The sequence below is a fragment of the Prevotella sp. MA2016 genome, from assembly GCF_000619825.1.
In the GTDB taxonomy this organism is placed as follows: Bacteria; Bacteroidota; Bacteroidia; order Bacteroidales; family Bacteroidaceae; genus Prevotella.
In genome coordinates this window covers 593,854-609,653 of record NZ_JHUW01000006.1, presented here as the reverse complement: position 1 = coordinate 609,653, position 15,800 = coordinate 593,854, and the positions used below count along the sequence as shown (strand labels likewise).

The 15,800-nt window shown below is 48.6% G+C and carries 14 protein-coding genes; 7 read left to right on the top strand and 7 right to left on the bottom strand.

Annotated elements, in window-relative coordinates; translation table 11 throughout:
• Positions 1-4: 4 nt before the first annotated feature.
• Positions 5-1,054, bottom strand: a complete 1,050-nt coding sequence (locus T360_RS0102265) for a histidinol-phosphate transaminase (RefSeq protein ID WP_028911354.1) — start codon at positions 1,052-1,054, stop codon at positions 5-7.
• A 143-nt stretch (positions 1,055-1,197) separates the two neighbouring features.
• Positions 1,198-1,422: a hypothetical protein gene (locus T360_RS16335; RefSeq protein WP_197019251.1), complete on the bottom strand. Its 225-nt coding sequence runs from the start codon at positions 1,420-1,422 to the stop codon at positions 1,198-1,200.
• Positions 1,423-1,560: 138 nt separating this feature from the next.
• Between T360_RS16335 and T360_RS0102255 the strand changes: the two genes are divergently transcribed.
• Together T360_RS0102255 and T360_RS0102250 are read left to right on the top strand one after the other, a co-directional pair.
• On the top strand, positions 1,561-1,944 hold the full coding sequence (locus tag T360_RS0102255; protein WP_028911352.1) for a GtrA family protein: 384 nt from the start codon (positions 1,561-1,563) through the stop codon (positions 1,942-1,944).
• Positions 1,941-3,083, top strand: a complete 1,143-nt coding sequence (locus T360_RS0102250; protein ID WP_028911351.1) for a glycosyltransferase family 1 protein — start codon at positions 1,941-1,943, stop codon at positions 3,081-3,083. Before T360_RS0102255 ends, T360_RS0102250 begins: the two co-directional genes overlap by 4 nt.
• On the opposite strand, the gene T360_RS14425 is transcribed toward T360_RS0102250, so the two are convergent.
• On the bottom strand, positions 3,067-4,926 hold the full coding sequence (locus T360_RS14425; RefSeq protein WP_155949354.1) for a helix-hairpin-helix domain-containing protein: 1,860 nt from the start codon (positions 4,924-4,926) through the stop codon (positions 3,067-3,069). The two genes, T360_RS0102250 and T360_RS14425, sit on opposite strands and share 17 nt — an antisense overlap.
• 111 nt (positions 4,927-5,037) lie before the next feature.
• On the opposite strand from T360_RS14425, the gene T360_RS0102240 reads away from it, so the two are divergent.
• The 5 genes from T360_RS0102240 (at position 5,038) to T360_RS0102220 (ending at position 11,465) form a co-directional block, all read left to right on the top strand.
• Complete coding sequence (locus T360_RS0102240) at positions 5,038-5,670, top strand: DUF4294 domain-containing protein (RefSeq protein WP_028911350.1); 633 nt, start codon at positions 5,038-5,040, stop codon at positions 5,668-5,670.
• A 76-nt stretch (positions 5,671-5,746) separates the two neighbouring features.
• Entirely contained in the window at positions 5,747-7,645 is a 1,899-nt protein-coding gene (gene dxs, locus T360_RS0102235; protein ID WP_028911349.1) for a 1-deoxy-D-xylulose-5-phosphate synthase, read from the top strand.
• A gap of 6 nt (positions 7,646-7,651) precedes the next feature.
• Positions 7,652-9,007, top strand: a complete 1,356-nt coding sequence (gene trkA / locus T360_RS0102230; protein ID WP_028911348.1) for a Trk system potassium transporter TrkA — start codon at positions 7,652-7,654, stop codon at positions 9,005-9,007.
• Positions 9,001-10,458 carry a TrkH family potassium uptake protein gene (locus tag T360_RS0102225; RefSeq protein WP_028911347.1) on the top strand — a complete coding sequence of 486 codons (1,458 nt, stop codon included), beginning with the start codon at positions 9,001-9,003 and terminating at the stop codon, positions 10,456-10,458. Before trkA ends, T360_RS0102225 begins: the two co-directional genes overlap by 7 nt.
• A gap of 53 nt (positions 10,459-10,511) precedes the next feature.
• Positions 10,512-11,465 (top strand): type I phosphomannose isomerase catalytic subunit, encoded by a 954-nt coding sequence (locus T360_RS0102220; protein ID WP_028911346.1) that lies wholly within the window; start codon positions 10,512-10,514, stop codon positions 11,463-11,465.
• A gap of 74 nt (positions 11,466-11,539) precedes the next feature.
• On the opposite strand, the gene T360_RS0102215 is transcribed toward T360_RS0102220, so the two are convergent.
• From T360_RS0102215 to T360_RS0102200, 4 genes are read right to left on the bottom strand one after another with little or no spacing between them, the layout of a single operon-like run.
• Positions 11,540-12,574, bottom strand: coding sequence for a DUF4435 domain-containing protein (locus T360_RS0102215; RefSeq protein WP_028911345.1), 1,035 nt, complete (start codon positions 12,572-12,574; stop codon positions 11,540-11,542).
• 23 nt (positions 12,575-12,597) lie between these two features.
• Positions 12,598-13,434: an AAA family ATPase gene (locus T360_RS0102210; protein WP_028911344.1), complete on the bottom strand. Its 837-nt coding sequence runs from the start codon at positions 13,432-13,434 to the stop codon at positions 12,598-12,600.
• A gap of 33 nt (positions 13,435-13,467) precedes the next feature.
• Positions 13,468-14,109 carry an FKBP-type peptidyl-prolyl cis-trans isomerase gene (locus tag T360_RS0102205; protein ID WP_081772654.1) on the bottom strand — a complete coding sequence of 214 codons (642 nt, stop codon included), beginning with the start codon at positions 14,107-14,109 and terminating at the stop codon, positions 13,468-13,470.
• A gap of 3 nt (positions 14,110-14,112) precedes the next feature.
• Positions 14,113-15,654, bottom strand: coding sequence for a glycine--tRNA ligase (locus T360_RS0102200; RefSeq protein WP_028911342.1), 1,542 nt, complete (start codon positions 15,652-15,654; stop codon positions 14,113-14,115).
• Positions 15,655-15,800: the final 146 nt, after the last annotated feature.

The following is a 15,800-nucleotide window of genomic DNA, read 5'->3' as shown; positions in this document are numbered from 1 at the left end:
ATTATCAATTATTATTAAGCACTCTCAGTATCGTATCCACCACAACCTGCGTCTGCTCTCTGCGTCCCAGTGTGATACGCACGCACTGCTCCAGTCCCTTGTCGCTCATGAATTTAATCTTGTAGTTCTGGTCGGCCAGTGCCTTCTGCAGGGCTTCCTTTATCTCCACAGGATATTTGATGAGGATAAAGTTGGCCACACTCTTATAGACTTTGAATCCAGGTTTGTCGCCTAGTGCCTTCTGGTAGAGCTGGCGCCCCCATTCCATATCGTCGGCCACGTGGCGGTAGTGGTCGTCGCTGTCCAATGCAGCCAGAGCCACCGCCTCTGAGAATCGGTTGTAACCCAAATACTTGTTGATATAGCTCACAAAGTGGTCATGACCGGCTCCGATAAAACCGAATCCGCAGCGCAGTCCGGGCAGTCCGTAGAATTTCGACAGAGTGCGCGAGATAATCAGATTTCTGTACTTATTAACCAAAGGTGCAATATAGTCAGTATCACTGGTGATAAAGCTGGCATAAGCCTCATCAATCAGCACCATGGTGTCGTCAGGGATATTCTCCATGATACGTCCTATCTCCTCAGGCGTCAAGCAGTTGCCCGTTGGATTGTTAGGCGATGCCAACAGTAGCATTCTGGGATGGATGCGGTTGGTGTATTCTATCACCTCGTCAACATCATAAGCGAAGGTATCCTCCTGTTCGTGCAGTGGATACATCTCAAATGTGCCATAGCATTCGCTGGCCACTTTATTATAATACCACCATGAGTATTCGGGTATGAGTATCTTCTTGTTGTCGCCCTTCATCAGATAGTAATGAATGGCATTTTTCAGGATGTCTTCACCACCGTAGGCCAATAGCACCTGCTCTTCTGCCACACCGTAAATCTCGCTGAGTTTTACGGATACGACGCTTTTTTTGCCCTGATCGTAGATGCGTGTATAGAAGCAAAGTGTTTTGGGGTCAAAATTGCGGATCGCTTCTACAACCTTCTCACTGGGTTCGAAATTAAATTCATTTCGATCCAGAAAATTCATTTCCTTCTCCATAATCGTCATTATTTGGGTGCAAAGTTACAATATTTTTAGCTTTTTATGCCATACAATCATAGTTTTTTATATCTTTGCACTAAAATATTACCTTTTTAATCATGAAACAATCTACAATAGTCAACAAGCTCAGGCATTATCTCTCAGATTTCCGGACGGTGTTTCTGGTATGGCTTATCATGGCACTGATACCCTGGTTGCGTATCTGGCTCAAGGGTAAGTTCGATCTGGACTACTCCATCTTCTACCATCAGAAACTCCCAATTATAACCAGGATTTTGTTTCATCACCTGCTGCATCCGCTCCTTCATCAGATCGAACGAAGCCTCCTCATTATAGGCAGGCAAGATGATCGTGACTGTTTTCATAGAGTCAATCATAATCAGATCTTATTAGGTCAAAAAATTAAAAGTGCGACACAAATCGCTTTCAAATTAGTTATTTTGTAGGCAAATATACAAAAAAACAACAAATAATTCGTACCTTTGCAGAAAAATTTGCTTTTCATGCATAAAAAACAAACATTAGGTGAGATTTTTCGCTTCGGCATCGTCGGTGTGATAGCTGTAGGCATCCATTATGGTGTCTATTGGCTACTTCAGCGCTGGATGTCTGTCAATATCGCTTTCACAATAGGCTATGTCATCAGTTTCGTAGCCAATTATCTACTCTCAGCAACTTTCACCTTCCGCAAACACACGTCTGTGAGCAATGGTGCCGGTTTTGCCTCAGCCCATGCCTTCAACTACTGTTTGCAGCTAGCGCTGTTTAATGGATTCCTGTCACTAGGCGTTTCTCGTGCACTGGCTCCATTTGCTGTTTTCTGCATTTCGGTGCCAGTCAATTTCCTGGTAGTGCGTTACGTTTTTAAACATTTCTCCCGCTCATGAGTGCTACTCCCATCATCGGTTTCGATGCCAAGCGTATCGTGCGCAACGGCACAGGTCTGGGGTCATATGGTCGAACCTTGGTTTCCGACCTCTCAGCCTACCCTCTCTCCTTGCGTCTATATGCCCCCGACGAAGGGTGTGCTGAGTTTCGGTCGCAGGTGCTGGGGCCCAGCAATGTAAGTCTTCTCACACCTCGTTCTTCTATCATGCCTGGTGCCTTCTGGCGCAGCTATGGCATTGTCAGAGATCTGCAGCGCGATGGCGTTCAACTCTACCATGGTCTTTCGGGCGAGTTGCCTATTGGCATCAAGCGGAGCGGCATCAAGACCGTTGTCACCATCCACGATCTGATATTCCTGCGCCATCCTGAGTTCTATCACCCCATCGATGTCAAGCTCTACACCTGGAAGTTCCGTCAGACACTTAAGGAGGCTGATCATATTATCGCTATCAGCGAATGCACAAAGCGCGATATTCTCTATTATGGCGGTCAAGCCATCTCACCCGATAAGATATCACTCATCTACCAGGCTCATGCCTCACGTTTTCACAATCAGGTGTCTGCGGATGCCATCGCCCAGGTGCGCCGTCAATATGGCCTCACCATGCCTTTTATACTCAGCGTAGGCTCTATCGAGGCGCGCAAGAATATCCGTTTGGCTGTTCGCGCACTGGCCCATCTGCCTAGCGCCATCCATCTGGTGGCTGTAGGCAAGTCGACAGCCTATTCCAAACAGGTAGAGCAGGAGGCCATTAAGAGTGGACTTGGGCATCGTGTGCATTTCTTGCATGGTGTTCCCGACGAACAACTCAACATTCTGTATCACGAAGCCGAGGCCTTTGTCTATCCCAGTTTCTATGAAGGTTTTGGAATCCCCATCATCGAGGCCATTCGCTGCGGTCTGCCCGTTGTAGCCTGCACAGGCAGCTGTCTAGAAGAAGCAGGCGGACCAGACAGTCTGTATGTCTCCCCCGATGATACCGAAGGCATGGCCCATGCCATTCGTCAGTCGCTCAAGGGAGCAGCCGACAGGCAAGAGCGCATCCGTCGCAGTCTCGATTATATCCGCCGTTTCGACGGTAACGATGTTGCAGGTCAGGTCTATGCGCTTTATCAGCAACTTATAGCAGGCATCTGACTTGCAGGTTCATATCCGTCGTTGCCGGTTTGTCGGCACTGCTGCTCCTACCAATCTTAGCAACCAACAGCAAATGTCTGCTCATCTGGGTACGCAACATCAGCCAATAGCGCAAGCCCTCGCCATAATACTGTTGCATGTTGTAGGTGTATAGCGGTCCGTTTTCATAGCCATACACCCTACAGTCATAATTATCGGCATGATAATAGGCAACGCCCGCATGCGCTCGAAACCATTTATAGTCGTAGGAGAGTCGTCCACTCACGATGCCACCCCAGTCATATTCTTTAGCAAGATAGTTGCCATCACATTGCAGTTTCAGTCCCAATCCACAATCCCATTGGTGTGCTAACGCCAATCGCATACGATGTATGTTCTCATCAGCTTTCAACCGGTAACGGCCTGCCAACTGCCAATGGTCGGAGGTATAGTTAGCCTGCAGCAGGTAGTCCATCGACCACGACTGCGACTTCTGTCGATATCTCACCCAAGGGAAGTAAGCATAGTCAGCATAGCCTGTCAGCTGCCATCGTGACGAAAGTTGCCAGGTGGCTCCTACGTATATACCACTCTCATTCTGTACATGTCCACCATCGCTATAGCTTTGGGCATCGAGCGCAACATAACGATAGGAATAGAATCGCTGGAGTGCCATCAGTGTCAGTCCGTTTGCAGCGGTCATACTCAGACTATTAATGGTAGCCAAATGCCCATGCCCATCCACAGCCGTCTCACCATTCAACGCCCATCTGCTGTTGGCGTAACCATAGTCGGCACTTACATTCAGATAGTCGCTACCTTGTGGTTTATAGAGATTGTACAGGAACTTGGTATTAGGGCGCAACGGGCGGTCTAAGTACGTATAGAGCATATTCATTCCCAGACGCAGTCCGTTAGACCGATATCTCAGTTGTCCGCCCGTTTTCAAGGCATGCATGTTATGCTTCTTTGCCAGTTCTGAGGCCGTTCGGTGATAACCAGTTGTCAGTAGTGTACGCGCTGTACCATCGGCATTCAGTGTAGCATCCATCGGCGCATACGATACAAAGGCAGTGGCTTGCAGTCCTCGTGCCAGACGGATGGTTGCCCCCGCCCCCTGCAGGTAAGTTTCTGTTCGCGACGAATGTGCTCGCAGTGTGTTTGTACTGCGCCCCAGATTCTGGAGCATGGCCAGTTTTCCTAATGCAAAGCTATTATTCATCACCAGTCCCATACCCATGCTCACCTTAAAATTACCCAGCACCAACGTCTCTATCCGTCCACAGTGATTCAACTGCAGATAAGGCGAATAGAAATCATAGCCCCAGCTGTTACGTCCCTTAAAAAAGGGCTCGCCGGCATCCTGATCGGCTACCAGTCCTGCCGTCAGCTGGTCGCCATGTTGCAACTGGTATCTAAACCAGTGCCCGTCGCTCATAGGCACCTTGGTAGTGAACGTCAGCTCATGGTGAGTATAGCGTTTTGTTTTAGCGTCGCCAATAAAAATAAAGTAGGTAAGCAGTTCGCGCTGTACGGGCAGTAGCGTTGTTAACATCCGCAACTCAGCAGCAGACTTCATAGGACCGTAACGATACAGATAGACCATCAACTCTTCCACCTGCTGCGCTGAGAGGAAAGGTAGCGCTTCCAGTTCTTCTCGCGTGGCAGTATTGATATTGATGGGATGCTGCTCCAGGTCACACAACAAGTCATAAGTATGCTGCCATGTCCCAGCGTCGGCATCCTCAACCGTCAGCACCTGCTCCAGATAAGGTTCCCACGCCCGTTTCTCCTGTCCGTGCCCAACCAGCACCGACCAACATAATAGGCTTAATAATAATAGTCTCATTAGTCTATATCTCATTTTTTAAGCGGCGCAAAAATACAAAAAAAACGCGAAAATCATCTAATATTATCTTTTTTTCATGCAATCTTTTGCTATTCGTACCAAAAAAGTAGTAATTTTGCACCCGGAATGAGAAAAGGGTTTATCATAGCAATGACGCTGATAGCCTCTTGCGCCCAGGCACAAGAGGAGCAGAAGTTGACCGCCGAGCAGGTGCTGGCGGAGATGAACTCGCCTACGTTTGTACCAACGGTGAAGGTAGGAAAGGTACTACACGAGGGTGACAGCATACAGTATATGGAGATGAACAACGTGTACGTATATCCACAACTGACCTTCAAAAGCAAGAAACAGGCGCAACAGTATATGCGACTGGTGACAAACGTTAAGAAAGTGCTGCCCATCGCTAAAGAAGCGCGCATGATGCTGATTGAGACCACCGAATATCTGGAGACACTGCAAACAGACCAGGAAAAGGCGGAACACATGAAGCGCGTAGAGGCCGACATATTCAAGACCTATAAACCCAAGATGAAGAAACTGACCTATAGTCAGGGTAAGCTACTGATTAAGCTGATAGACCGCGAATGCCATTCGAGCAGTTACGATATGATTAAGGCATTTATGGGACCACTGAGAGCAGGCTTCTGGCAGGTGTTTGCTTGGGGATTCGGTGCATCGCTCAAAAAGGAATACGATGCACAGGGCGTGGACCGACTGACGGAGCGTGTGGTGCTGATGGTGGAGAGCGGACAGATTTGAGCATTATTTTGCCTAAATATTTTGTTATGTGATAAAATATGTATATCTTTGCACTCGGAAATAATAAAGATTTTGTGTGGAAAAAACTGAGTTTACTCTTTTAAATAAGATCCAGACACCAGATGACTTAAGAAAGTTGAAGGTGGAAGAACTACCACAGGTGTGCGACGAACTGCGCAGAGACATCATCGAAGAGGTGGCAGTAAACCCTGGACACTTAGCCTCGAGCTTGGGTGTGGCCGAAATAACGGTCGCACTGCATTATGTATATAATACACCAGAAGACAGAATCGTTTGGGACGTAGGACATCAGGCCTACGGACATAAGATACTGACAGGACGAAAAGACCGTTTCTGCACTAACAGAAAGTTGGGCGGTATCAAACCGTTTCCATCGCCTCAGGAAAGCGAATACGACACCTTTGCCTGCGGACATGCCAGCAACTCGGTTTCTGCAGCATTGGGTATGGCAGTAGCAGCTGAGTTGGAAGGCAAGCCCGACCGACATGTAGTGGCTGTGATTGGTGACGGTGCACTGAGCGGCGGACTGGCCTTTGAGGGACTGAACAACGTCTCGAGCAGTCCGAACAACCTGCTGATTATCCTGAACGACAACGACATGTCGATAGACCGTAGTGTGGGCGGCATGCAGCAGTATCTGCTGGCGCTGAACACCAACGAAACATATAATGCCCTGAAATTCAAAGCGGCACGCTGGATGAACCGTCACGGACTGATGAATGAAGACCGCAGAAACGGCATCCTGCGACTGAGCAACGCCGTGAAGAGCGCCATATCACACCAGCAGAATATCTTTGAGGGTATGAACATCCGCTACTTTGGCCCATTCGACGGACATAACGTAAAGGAACTGGTGCGCATTCTGAGTCAGTTGAAGAACATGAAAGGACCGAAGCTGTTGCACCTGCACACAAAGAAAGGACACGGCTATGCGCCTGCTGAGAAGGATGTAACAACCTGGCATGCTCCAGGCAAATTCAACCCCGATACAGGTGAACGACTGGTGGATAACGACCCTACCAAGCCACAGAAATATCAGGATGTGTTTGGACACACGCTGTTGGAACTGGCTAAGCAGAACCCAAAGATAGTGGGCGTGACACCAGCCATGCCCAGCGGATGCTCAATGAACATCATGATGAAGGAGATGCCCGAACGCACCTTCGACGTGGGAATAGCCGAGGGACATGCGGTGACCTTCAGCGGCGGTATGGCAAAAGACGGACTATTACCATTCTGTAATATCTACAGTGCCTTTGCCCAGCGTGCTTTCGACAATATCATACACGACGTGGCACTGCTGAACCTGAACGTGGTGTTCTGCTTTGACCGCGCCGGATTGGTGGGTGAAGACGGACCAACACACCATGGTGCCTTCGACTTGGCTGCACTGAGACCTATCCCCAACCTGACAATATGCTCTCCCTTAGATGAGCATGAGCTGAGACGACTGATGTACACAGCTCAGCTTCCAAATAAGGGACCATTCGTGATTCGCTATCCACGTGGTGGTGGCGAACTGCAAGACTGGCGCTGTCCGCTGGAGGAAATCAAGGTGGGTACTGGACGCAAATTGCACGACGGCGATGACGTGGCCGTGCTGAGTATTGGCCCCATCGGAAACAACGTCACACGTGCCATTGCTCAATTGACAAATGATAATGAAAAATTGACAGTTGCACATTATGATATGCGTTTCTTGAAACCAATCGACGAGAATATTCTCGAAGAGGTGGGCAAGAAATTCAAGCACATCGTGACCGTAGAGAACGGTACACGCGAAGGCGGACTGGGAAGTGCGGTGCTGGAGTGGATGAACGATCATGGCTACTCACCACGCGTAATAAGACTGGGACTGCCCGATCACTTTGTGGAGCATGGCACTGTAAAAGAGCTGCAACACATGGTAGGCATTGACGAAGAGGGTATCATAAAAGCTATCACTCAACATTAAACACTCATGAAAATTGTAATCGTAGGTGCAGGCGCCGTAGGAACTCACCTGGCAAAACTGTTGTCGAGAGAACATCAAGACTGCGTGCTCATAGATGCCGACGAGGAACGTCTGGCCAAGATGAGCGAGTATGACGTGATGACTTATTGCGCATCGCCAACGAGCATCAAAGCCCTAAAAGAGGCCGGTACACCTAATGCCGACCTGTTTGTGGGTGTGACACCTGAGGAAAGCATCAATATCAATGCGTGTATTCTGGCACATGCCTTAGGCGCTAAGAAAACAGTTGCACGTATTGACAACTACGAATATCTGGCACCCAGTCTGCAACCTTTCTTCAAGAACTTAGGACTGGACTCACTCATCTACCCTGAGGTGCTGGCTGCCATTGATATCAACAATGGACTGAAACTGAGTTGGGTGAGACAGCGATGGGACGTGCACAACGGTGCACTCATCCTGCTGGGCATCAAACTGAGAGCTCAAGCTGAAATACTGAACCAGCCACTGAAAGACTTATGCGGTCCTGACGACCCCTATCATATCGTGGCCATCAAACGTGGTGGTGACACCATCATACCAAGCGGACTGGACGAACTAAGAGTGGGCGACCTGGCCTACTTTATGACCACCAAGGAGTATATCCCTTACATACGTAAGATTGTAGGCAAGGAGCACTATACCGATGTGAAGAATGTGATCATGATGGGTGGCGGCAAGACGACCGTACGCGCTGCACTAACGGTGCCAGAATATATGCACGTGAAGATCATCGAGAAGGATGCTAAACGCTGCGAAAAGTTGAACGAGCTTCTAGAGAATCTGGACACGATGGTGATTCATGGCGACGGACGCGACTTAGGACTGCTGGAGGAAGAGGGCATCCGCAACACACAGGCTTTTGTGGCGCTGACGGAGAATGCCGAGACAAACATCCTGGCCTGTCTGACTGCTAAGAAGATGGGCGTGCGAAAGACGGTGGCTATGGTGGAGAACCTGGACTACGTAAGCATGGCTGAAAGTCTGGATATCGGCACCATCATCAACAAGAAGACCATCGCTGCCAGCCATATCTACCAGATGCTGCTGGATGCCGACGTGAACAACCTGAGATCACTGATGATGGTTGACAGCGAGGTGGTGGAGTTTACAGCTGCCGAAGGCTCACGAGTGACCAAGAAGCCTGTAAAAGACCTGGGACTGCCATTCGGAGTGACCATTGGCGGACTGGTGCGCAACGGTCATGGCATGCTAGTGAACGGTAACTCACAGATTGAAGCTGGCGACTCTGTCATGGTGTTCTGCCACGAACAGAAACTGAACAACATAGAAAAATATTTCAAGAAGAACGCGATATGGTAAACTTCCGTATCATCAGCAAGATCATAGGCTCACTGCTGTTCATAGAGGCACTGTTTATGTCGCTATGCGCACTCATCGCATTCTCGTATCATGAGGATGACCTGATGGCTTTTCTTGTTTCGCTGCTGATAACCTTCGGAAGTGGCTTTTTCTTTATGTACCTGGGGCGCGAATCAGACAACAGCCTAAACCGTAGAGATGCCTACCTGTTGGTGACAGCAGCATGGGTGGTGTTCTCATTCTTCGGCATGCTGCCCTTTCTGACACATGGTTGTATCACCAACGTGACAGATGCTTTCTTTGAGTCAACATCAGGTTTTACCACCACGGGCGCATCTATCATCGACGATGTGGAGATACTACCACACGGCATCTTGTTCTGGCGATCGCTCACACAGTGGATAGGCGGATTGGGTATCGTATTCTTCACCATCGCCATCTTGCCATCGCTGGTAGGCGGTAGCGTGAAGGTGTTTGCTGCAGAGGCCACAGGCCCCATCAAAGCGAAGATGCACCCACGACTGACCACCACTGCCAAGTGGATTTGGAGTATATATCTGATACTGACATTGGGCTGCGGACTGGCCTATTGGGCAGCTGGCATGAACTGGTTTGAGGCACTGAACTACTCGATGACGACCACCGCCACTGGCGGATTTGCGATACATAACGAGAGTACGGAATATTTTCACTCCCCTACCATCGACTATATCTCGATTGCCTTCCAATTCCTGTCAGGTATTAACTTCACCTTATTATATATAAGTATAGTAAAGATGAAGCTGAAGGCGCTCTTTACCAACTCAGAATTCAAGCTCTATCTGAGTGTGGTAGTGGGAGCCACGCTCTGGATCATGTATCTGCTGCTGACACGCATGAACTACGATCTGGAGCATGCCTTCCGTGCAGCCCTGTTCCAGGTAGTATCATTTATCACCACCACGGGTATGTTCAACGAGGATGCGGGTATGTGGCCGCATATCACATGGGTGATACTGGGCGTGGTGATGTACTTAGGTGCCTGTGCTGGTAGCACCAGTGGAGGATTCAAGTGCATCAGAGGCGTGATGCTGCTCAAGGTGATACGTAACAACTTCCGACAGATACTGCACCCTAATGCTGTGCTACCAGTAAAGATAAACGGCATGAATATCCCACAGTCGAAACTTGTGGCGCTGTTTGCTTTCTTCACGCTCACCATACTGATGACACTCGTTACAGCCACCATCATGATTGTAGCTGGTATCGACAATACCAATGCCATCACCATCGCACTGAGTTGTGTGAGCAACGTGGGACCAACACTGGGCACACAGATAGGACCGGTGATGTCGTGGTCGATACTGCCTGAGTATATCAAGTGGATTTTGTGTCCGCTGATGCTCATGGGACGTCTGGAAATCATGACGGTACTGGTGCTGTTTACACGCACCTTCTGGAAAGAAAACTAAGAGAAGTGAGAACTGAGAAGTAAAAATTGACAACTAAAAATATAACTGAGACGATGTACAAATTTGAACCACTGCTGAAGCAGACACTCTGGGGAGGTGACAAAATTATCCCCTTCAAGCATTTGAATGATAAACTGGAAAACGTTGGCGAAAGCTGGGAGATTTCTGGTGTGAAAGACAATGAGACCATCGTAAGCGAAGGACCTCAGAAGGGCAAAAGCCTGAATGAACTGGTGCGCGAACAGAAAGGTAAACTGGTAGGCGAAGCTAATTACGAGCGCTTTGGCGACGAGTTCCCACTGCTCATCAAGTTTATCGACGCTCGTCAGGACCTGAGCATACAGGTGCATCCCACCGATGAGATTGCTCACCGCCAAGGAAAGAGTCGTGGTAAGACTGAGATGTGGTACGCTTTGGAGTCGGCTCCAGGCGCACAACTCTATAATGGCCTGAAAAAGCAGATCACACCCGACGAATACAAACAGATGGTGGAGAACGACACTATCACCGATGCACTGGCTCGTTATGAAGTGAACGAGGGTGACGTATTCTTTATCCCTGCTGGACGTATCCACGCCATCGGTGCTGGTTGCTTTGTAGCTGAGATACAACAGACAAGCGATGTAACCTACCGTATCTACGACTTTAAGCGCAAGGATAAGAACGGTAACTATCGCGAGTTGCACACCGAACTGGCTGCCGAGAGCATTGACTATACCGTACTGCCCAACTATCGTGCAGAATATGAGCGCACCAAGAATGAAGGTATTCAGGTGGCTACCTGCCCCTATTTCACCACAGCGGTATATGACCTGACAGAGCCCATGACACTGGACTACAGTGAGCTCGACTCATTCGTCATCCTCATTGCTGTGAAGGGCGAAGGTACCATCACCGCCAATGGCGAGGAGACCACCTTCCGAATGGGCGACACCATCCTATTGCCCGCCACCACTGGCGAGGTAAAAGTATCTGGCGAAGTAAAATTCCTCGAAACCTTTGTATAGTACTTTTAGATAATAAGAACATAAGGACATAAATAAGCCGCAGCTAAAAAAATTTGTTCTTATGTTCTTTTTATCTAAACAATCGCGTTCTTATTATCTAAATAAGCGCGGATGTCGGATTGAAGGCGGCGGAAGGGCTCGGAGGTCATGTAGCCCGTGTTCTTCTTAAGCATCACCTTAATGTCCTGCAGCGAGTTTTCGTAGCAGGACATTTCATTTCGCTTCTGCGTACGATGCGCTACGGCATGGAAAATCTCATTCTGGCGCTCCTGGCGCAGCAGATTGCACACTTTGGAGAGAATGGGCGACACAACCGTGTCGAAGAGGTGGTGACCTTGTATATATAAATAGGTGGTCTGCGGAGTAATACCTAGTGCCTGGATATCAGCCTTGGTTTCAAGATACTCATCCTTGGCATCAGGAAACTGGCGCTGCAGCTCGTTAATCTTAGTGCGCACCTTGCGACGCACATGATTGATAGACGTAACCGGATTCTGCACACTGAAACCACCGGGATCAGCTATACGGCAGAAGTCGGTGATGGAGAACTTGGGATAGTTGCCATTACGATACACCATGACACTCCACACAAACAACGGGAAGATAGCCTCGGAGAACTGCGCAAAATAGTCGCGGAAATCAAAGATACGATGATCGTTGAGCGTGACCGACACACAGACATTATGCAGCGACGGGGCGTAGCACTGGAAGTTCTCGATAGCATATACGTAGGTGTGGAACACGTACGGACTGTTGATAACGCGCCTTGACTGATGAGTGCGACCCTGTATCAGGTAGTCGTAATCAGCATCTACACAGGCTATCATGTCGCGGCCCAGCGGACCGTCAGTCTCATTGTTATGCTCTCCTTCCTCCAGAAAGTTCATCAGCACGGATTTCTTACCACGCGTGAGATTGATTTTCGAGGGGAGCATCACCTCGAAATAGCGCTTGTCGTCTTCAAACTCGCTGAGAACTGTGCGCCAGAAATAGATATCATCGTAGCTCTCGACATAGGCCACTATTCTGCGGCGCGCCTTCTTGGAGGTGAGCGCATTGGCCGCCTCGAAATAACTACTGCTGATATTATCCCTTAATCTGCTCGGCATAACTCTCAACACTCAACACTCAACTATAAAGTAATATCACTCACTTCGGTAACGCAGTCTACCCAACCATTCATCACAATAGCAGGCGAATGGGTGGTGAGGATGATCTGTACGTTGGGATTGAGCTCCACACAGAGATCGACTAAGCGCTTCTGCCATTCAAGATGCAACGACACCTCAGGCTCGTCCATGAACAGCACGTAAGGTTGATTGTCCTCTACCAGCACGGTGAGCAGGATGATGAGCATCTGCTTCTCACCACTCGACAACTGATAAGGCAACAGCACCTCGCCTATCTGGGTGAAGCGCAACTCATTCTCGGTGCGGATAATCTTTTTGCCCGTTTCGCGGAACAGCTCATCGACAATGTCCTGGAAACGTGACTTTTTTTGTGAAAGTTGCTGAGCAGTGTCAGTATCACCGCTCTGCAACTTCTCGATAATACGATTGCCTATGTTTACCTGATAATCGAGGTACTTACGCTGCAGATTGTAGAGCTGGATGTCGAGCAGCGAACCACCACCCACACCTGCCAGCGCAGAAAAGGCCTGACGCAGAAAACCTTCGCCCTCAGCCAAGGCCTGCTGCAGGTTGGTATCGAGCGAACGAATCATGTCGTAACGAATCCACTTGGCATCCTCGGGCACCACATCCAGGTGGACACCCTTGAGCATATGAGAAGGGAACTCGCCTCCGGCAATCAAACCTTTCACCACCTTGTTCAAGATGGTACTCTTGCCCTGACCATTTGTACCACTGAGGATATTAACCTGACGGTTAAGCTCCCACACAATATGTTTCTTACCGCTCCAAAGAGAGTCGATCTCGATGCGTTTGATATAATCAGCGTATTTAGGCATAGGCAATGGATTTTTATAAAGAGTTACTGATTTTTATCGCGACTTGAAAGGCGGGCGAATCTCGCCAGGATGCCAAACATCTGCTATAGCAATCTCAAAAATAATTATACTATAGCCAGGAATTGAAGAAGAACCAGCTTCGCCATAAGCAAGCTGATAAGGAATATAAACTTTCCAGCGATCACCCTTCTTCATGTGCTGAAGGGCTGTACAGAAACCTTCGGTAAACAATGAGTTGACGGTACCGGAAGAGGTTTTAACCGGGTTCCAGCTTGCACAAGCCTTAAGCATACCTGCAGTAGCCCAATCAAAATCACCAAGGAAGGTCTGCTCAAAGACATAGCCATTCTTATATGACTTAGAAGGAATCAAGCTGCCACGGTAGGTATAGAGAACAGAGTCGGTAAACAAAGCGGTCTCTGTGCCGCTACCTGACTCTAGAACATCCACATAGATATAGTCAGCAGCTGTAAGACCTGGAGTAGTTGCATCTTTAGTGTAAGTGAGAATCTTCTTGTAACTGGGATTTGCAGCTAACTCACTGAGATAGGTATCGTTCTTCTGCTGCCAGTTGTCGAACTCACCTTCGGTCTCGCTCTCATCGCTGCACGATGATACTATCCCCATTAAAGGGAACAGTATCACGGCGAGCAATATGTATTTTAAACGCTTCATTTTTTACTGGAGTTTCTTCAGTAATGATGCGATGCTTACCTTATCCTCGATGATTGAGTTAAGATCGCTGATGTTTACACGCTCCTGCTCCATAGTGTCGCGGAAGCGCAGGGTTACCTTACCATCGGTGAGGGTGTCGTGATCCACGGTTACGCAGTAAGGAGTACCAATGGCATCCTGACGACGGTAACGCTTACCGATAGAATCCTTCTCATCATACTGGCAGTTGAAGTGGAACTTCAGCTGATCGATAATCTCGCGAGCCTTCTCGGGCAGACCATCCTTCTTAACCAGAGGCATCACAGCGCACTTAACAGGAGCAAGGGCTGCGGGCAACTTGAGTACGGTACGTGTCTCGCCGTTCTCCAGCTTCTCCTCCTCGAAGGCGTGACACATGATGCTCAGGAACATACGATCCACACCAATAGAGGTCTCAATCACATATGGAGTATAGCTCTCGTTGGTCTGAGGATCGAAGTACTTGATGCTCTTACCAGAGAACTTCTCGTGCTGCGACAGGTCGAAGTTGGTACGAGAGTGGATACCCTCTACCTCCTTGAAGCCGAATGGCATCTTGAACTCAATATCGGTAGCAGCATTAGCATAGTGAGCCAACTTGTCGTGGTCGTGGAAACGGTAGTTCTCTGCACCGAAGCCCAGGGCCTGGTGCCAAGCCATACGCTGCTGCTTCCACTTGGGGAACCACTCGAGCTCGGTACCTGGAGCTACGAAGAACTGCATCTCCATCTGTTCGAACTCACGCATACGGAAGATGAACTGACGGGCTACAATCTCATTACGGAAAGCCTTACCAATCTGAGCGATACCGAAAGGAATCTTCATACGACCAGTCTTCTGTACGTTCAGGTAGTTCACGAAGATACCCTGAGCAGTCTCAGGACGCAGGTAAACCTTCATCGAAGCATCGGCGCTGGCACCCATCTCGGTAGCGAACATCAGGTTGAACTGACGCACGTCAGTCCAGTTCTTGGTACCGCTGATGGGGTCAACAATCTCCTCGTCGAGGATAATCTGCTTCAGAGCCTCGAGATCTGGACCCTGCATAGCCTCGGCATAGCGGGCGTGCAGGTTGTCGCGCTTCTCCTTGGTCTCCTTCACGCGCTCGCTGGTCTCCATATATTTAGCCTCGTCGAAGCTGTCGCCAAAACGCTTACGGGCCTTCTCTACCTCCTTCTGAATCTTCTCGTCGTACTTGGCAATCTGATCCTCGATGAGCACGTCGGCGCGATAGCGCTTCTTAGAGTCGCGGTTGTCAATCAGGGGATCATTGAAAGCATCAACGTGACCAGATGCCTTCCAAATTGTGGGGTGCATAAAGATGGCACTGTCGATACCAACGATATTCTCGTGAAGCATCGTCATAGCCTTCCACCAATACTGCTTAATGTTATTCTTCAACTCAACACCGTTCTGACCGTAATCATAAACGGCTCCTAAACCATCGTAAATCTCACTTGAGGGGAATACAAAACCATACTCCTTGCAGTGGCTTACGATTTTCTTAAATACATCTTCTTGTGCCATCTCTTTTGATTATTTTATTTTTTTTACTTTTTTACCTTTTTACTTTTTTACTCTTGTACCTTTTAAAGTATTTGGCTGCAAAGTTACACAAATTAATTGATAATTGATAATCGAAAATGGATAATTAACAAAAAATCAGAGAAAAT

Excerpts from the sequence above, each read along its gene's own strand:
- trkA (WP_028911348.1), top strand. The coding sequence starts at position 7,652 with ATGAAAATTGTAATCGTAGGTGCAGGCGCCGTAGGAACTCACCTGGCA.
- T360_RS0102250 (WP_028911351.1), top strand. The coding sequence starts at position 1,941 with ATGAGTGCTACTCCCATCATCGGTTTCGATGCCAAGCGTATCGTGCGC.
- T360_RS0102210 (WP_028911344.1), bottom strand. The coding sequence starts at position 13,434 with ATGCCTAAATACGCTGATTATATCAAACGCATCGAGATCGACTCTCTT.
- T360_RS0102205 (WP_081772654.1), bottom strand. The coding sequence starts at position 14,109 with ATGAAGCGTTTAAAATACATATTGCTCGCCGTGATACTGTTCCCTTTA.
- T360_RS0102200 (WP_028911342.1), bottom strand. The coding sequence starts at position 15,654 with ATGGCACAAGAAGATGTATTTAAGAAAATCGTAAGCCACTGCAAGGAG.
- T360_RS0102255 (WP_028911352.1), top strand. The coding sequence starts at position 1,561 with ATGCATAAAAAACAAACATTAGGTGAGATTTTTCGCTTCGGCATCGTC.
- T360_RS0102240 (WP_028911350.1), top strand. The coding sequence starts at position 5,038 with ATGAGAAAAGGGTTTATCATAGCAATGACGCTGATAGCCTCTTGCGCC.
- T360_RS0102265 (WP_028911354.1), bottom strand. The coding sequence starts at position 1,054 with ATGGAGAAGGAAATGAATTTTCTGGATCGAAATGAATTTAATTTCGAA.
- T360_RS0102225 (WP_028911347.1), top strand. The coding sequence starts at position 9,001 with ATGGTAAACTTCCGTATCATCAGCAAGATCATAGGCTCACTGCTGTTC.
- T360_RS14425 (WP_155949354.1), bottom strand. The coding sequence starts at position 4,926 with ATGAGATATAGACTAATGAGACTATTATTATTAAGCCTATTATGTTGG.
- T360_RS16335 (WP_197019251.1), bottom strand. The coding sequence starts at position 1,422 with ATGAAAACAGTCACGATCATCTTGCCTGCCTATAATGAGGAGGCTTCG.
- T360_RS0102220 (WP_028911346.1), top strand. The coding sequence starts at position 10,512 with ATGTACAAATTTGAACCACTGCTGAAGCAGACACTCTGGGGAGGTGAC.
- T360_RS0102215 (WP_028911345.1), bottom strand. The coding sequence starts at position 12,574 with ATGCCGAGCAGATTAAGGGATAATATCAGCAGTAGTTATTTCGAGGCG.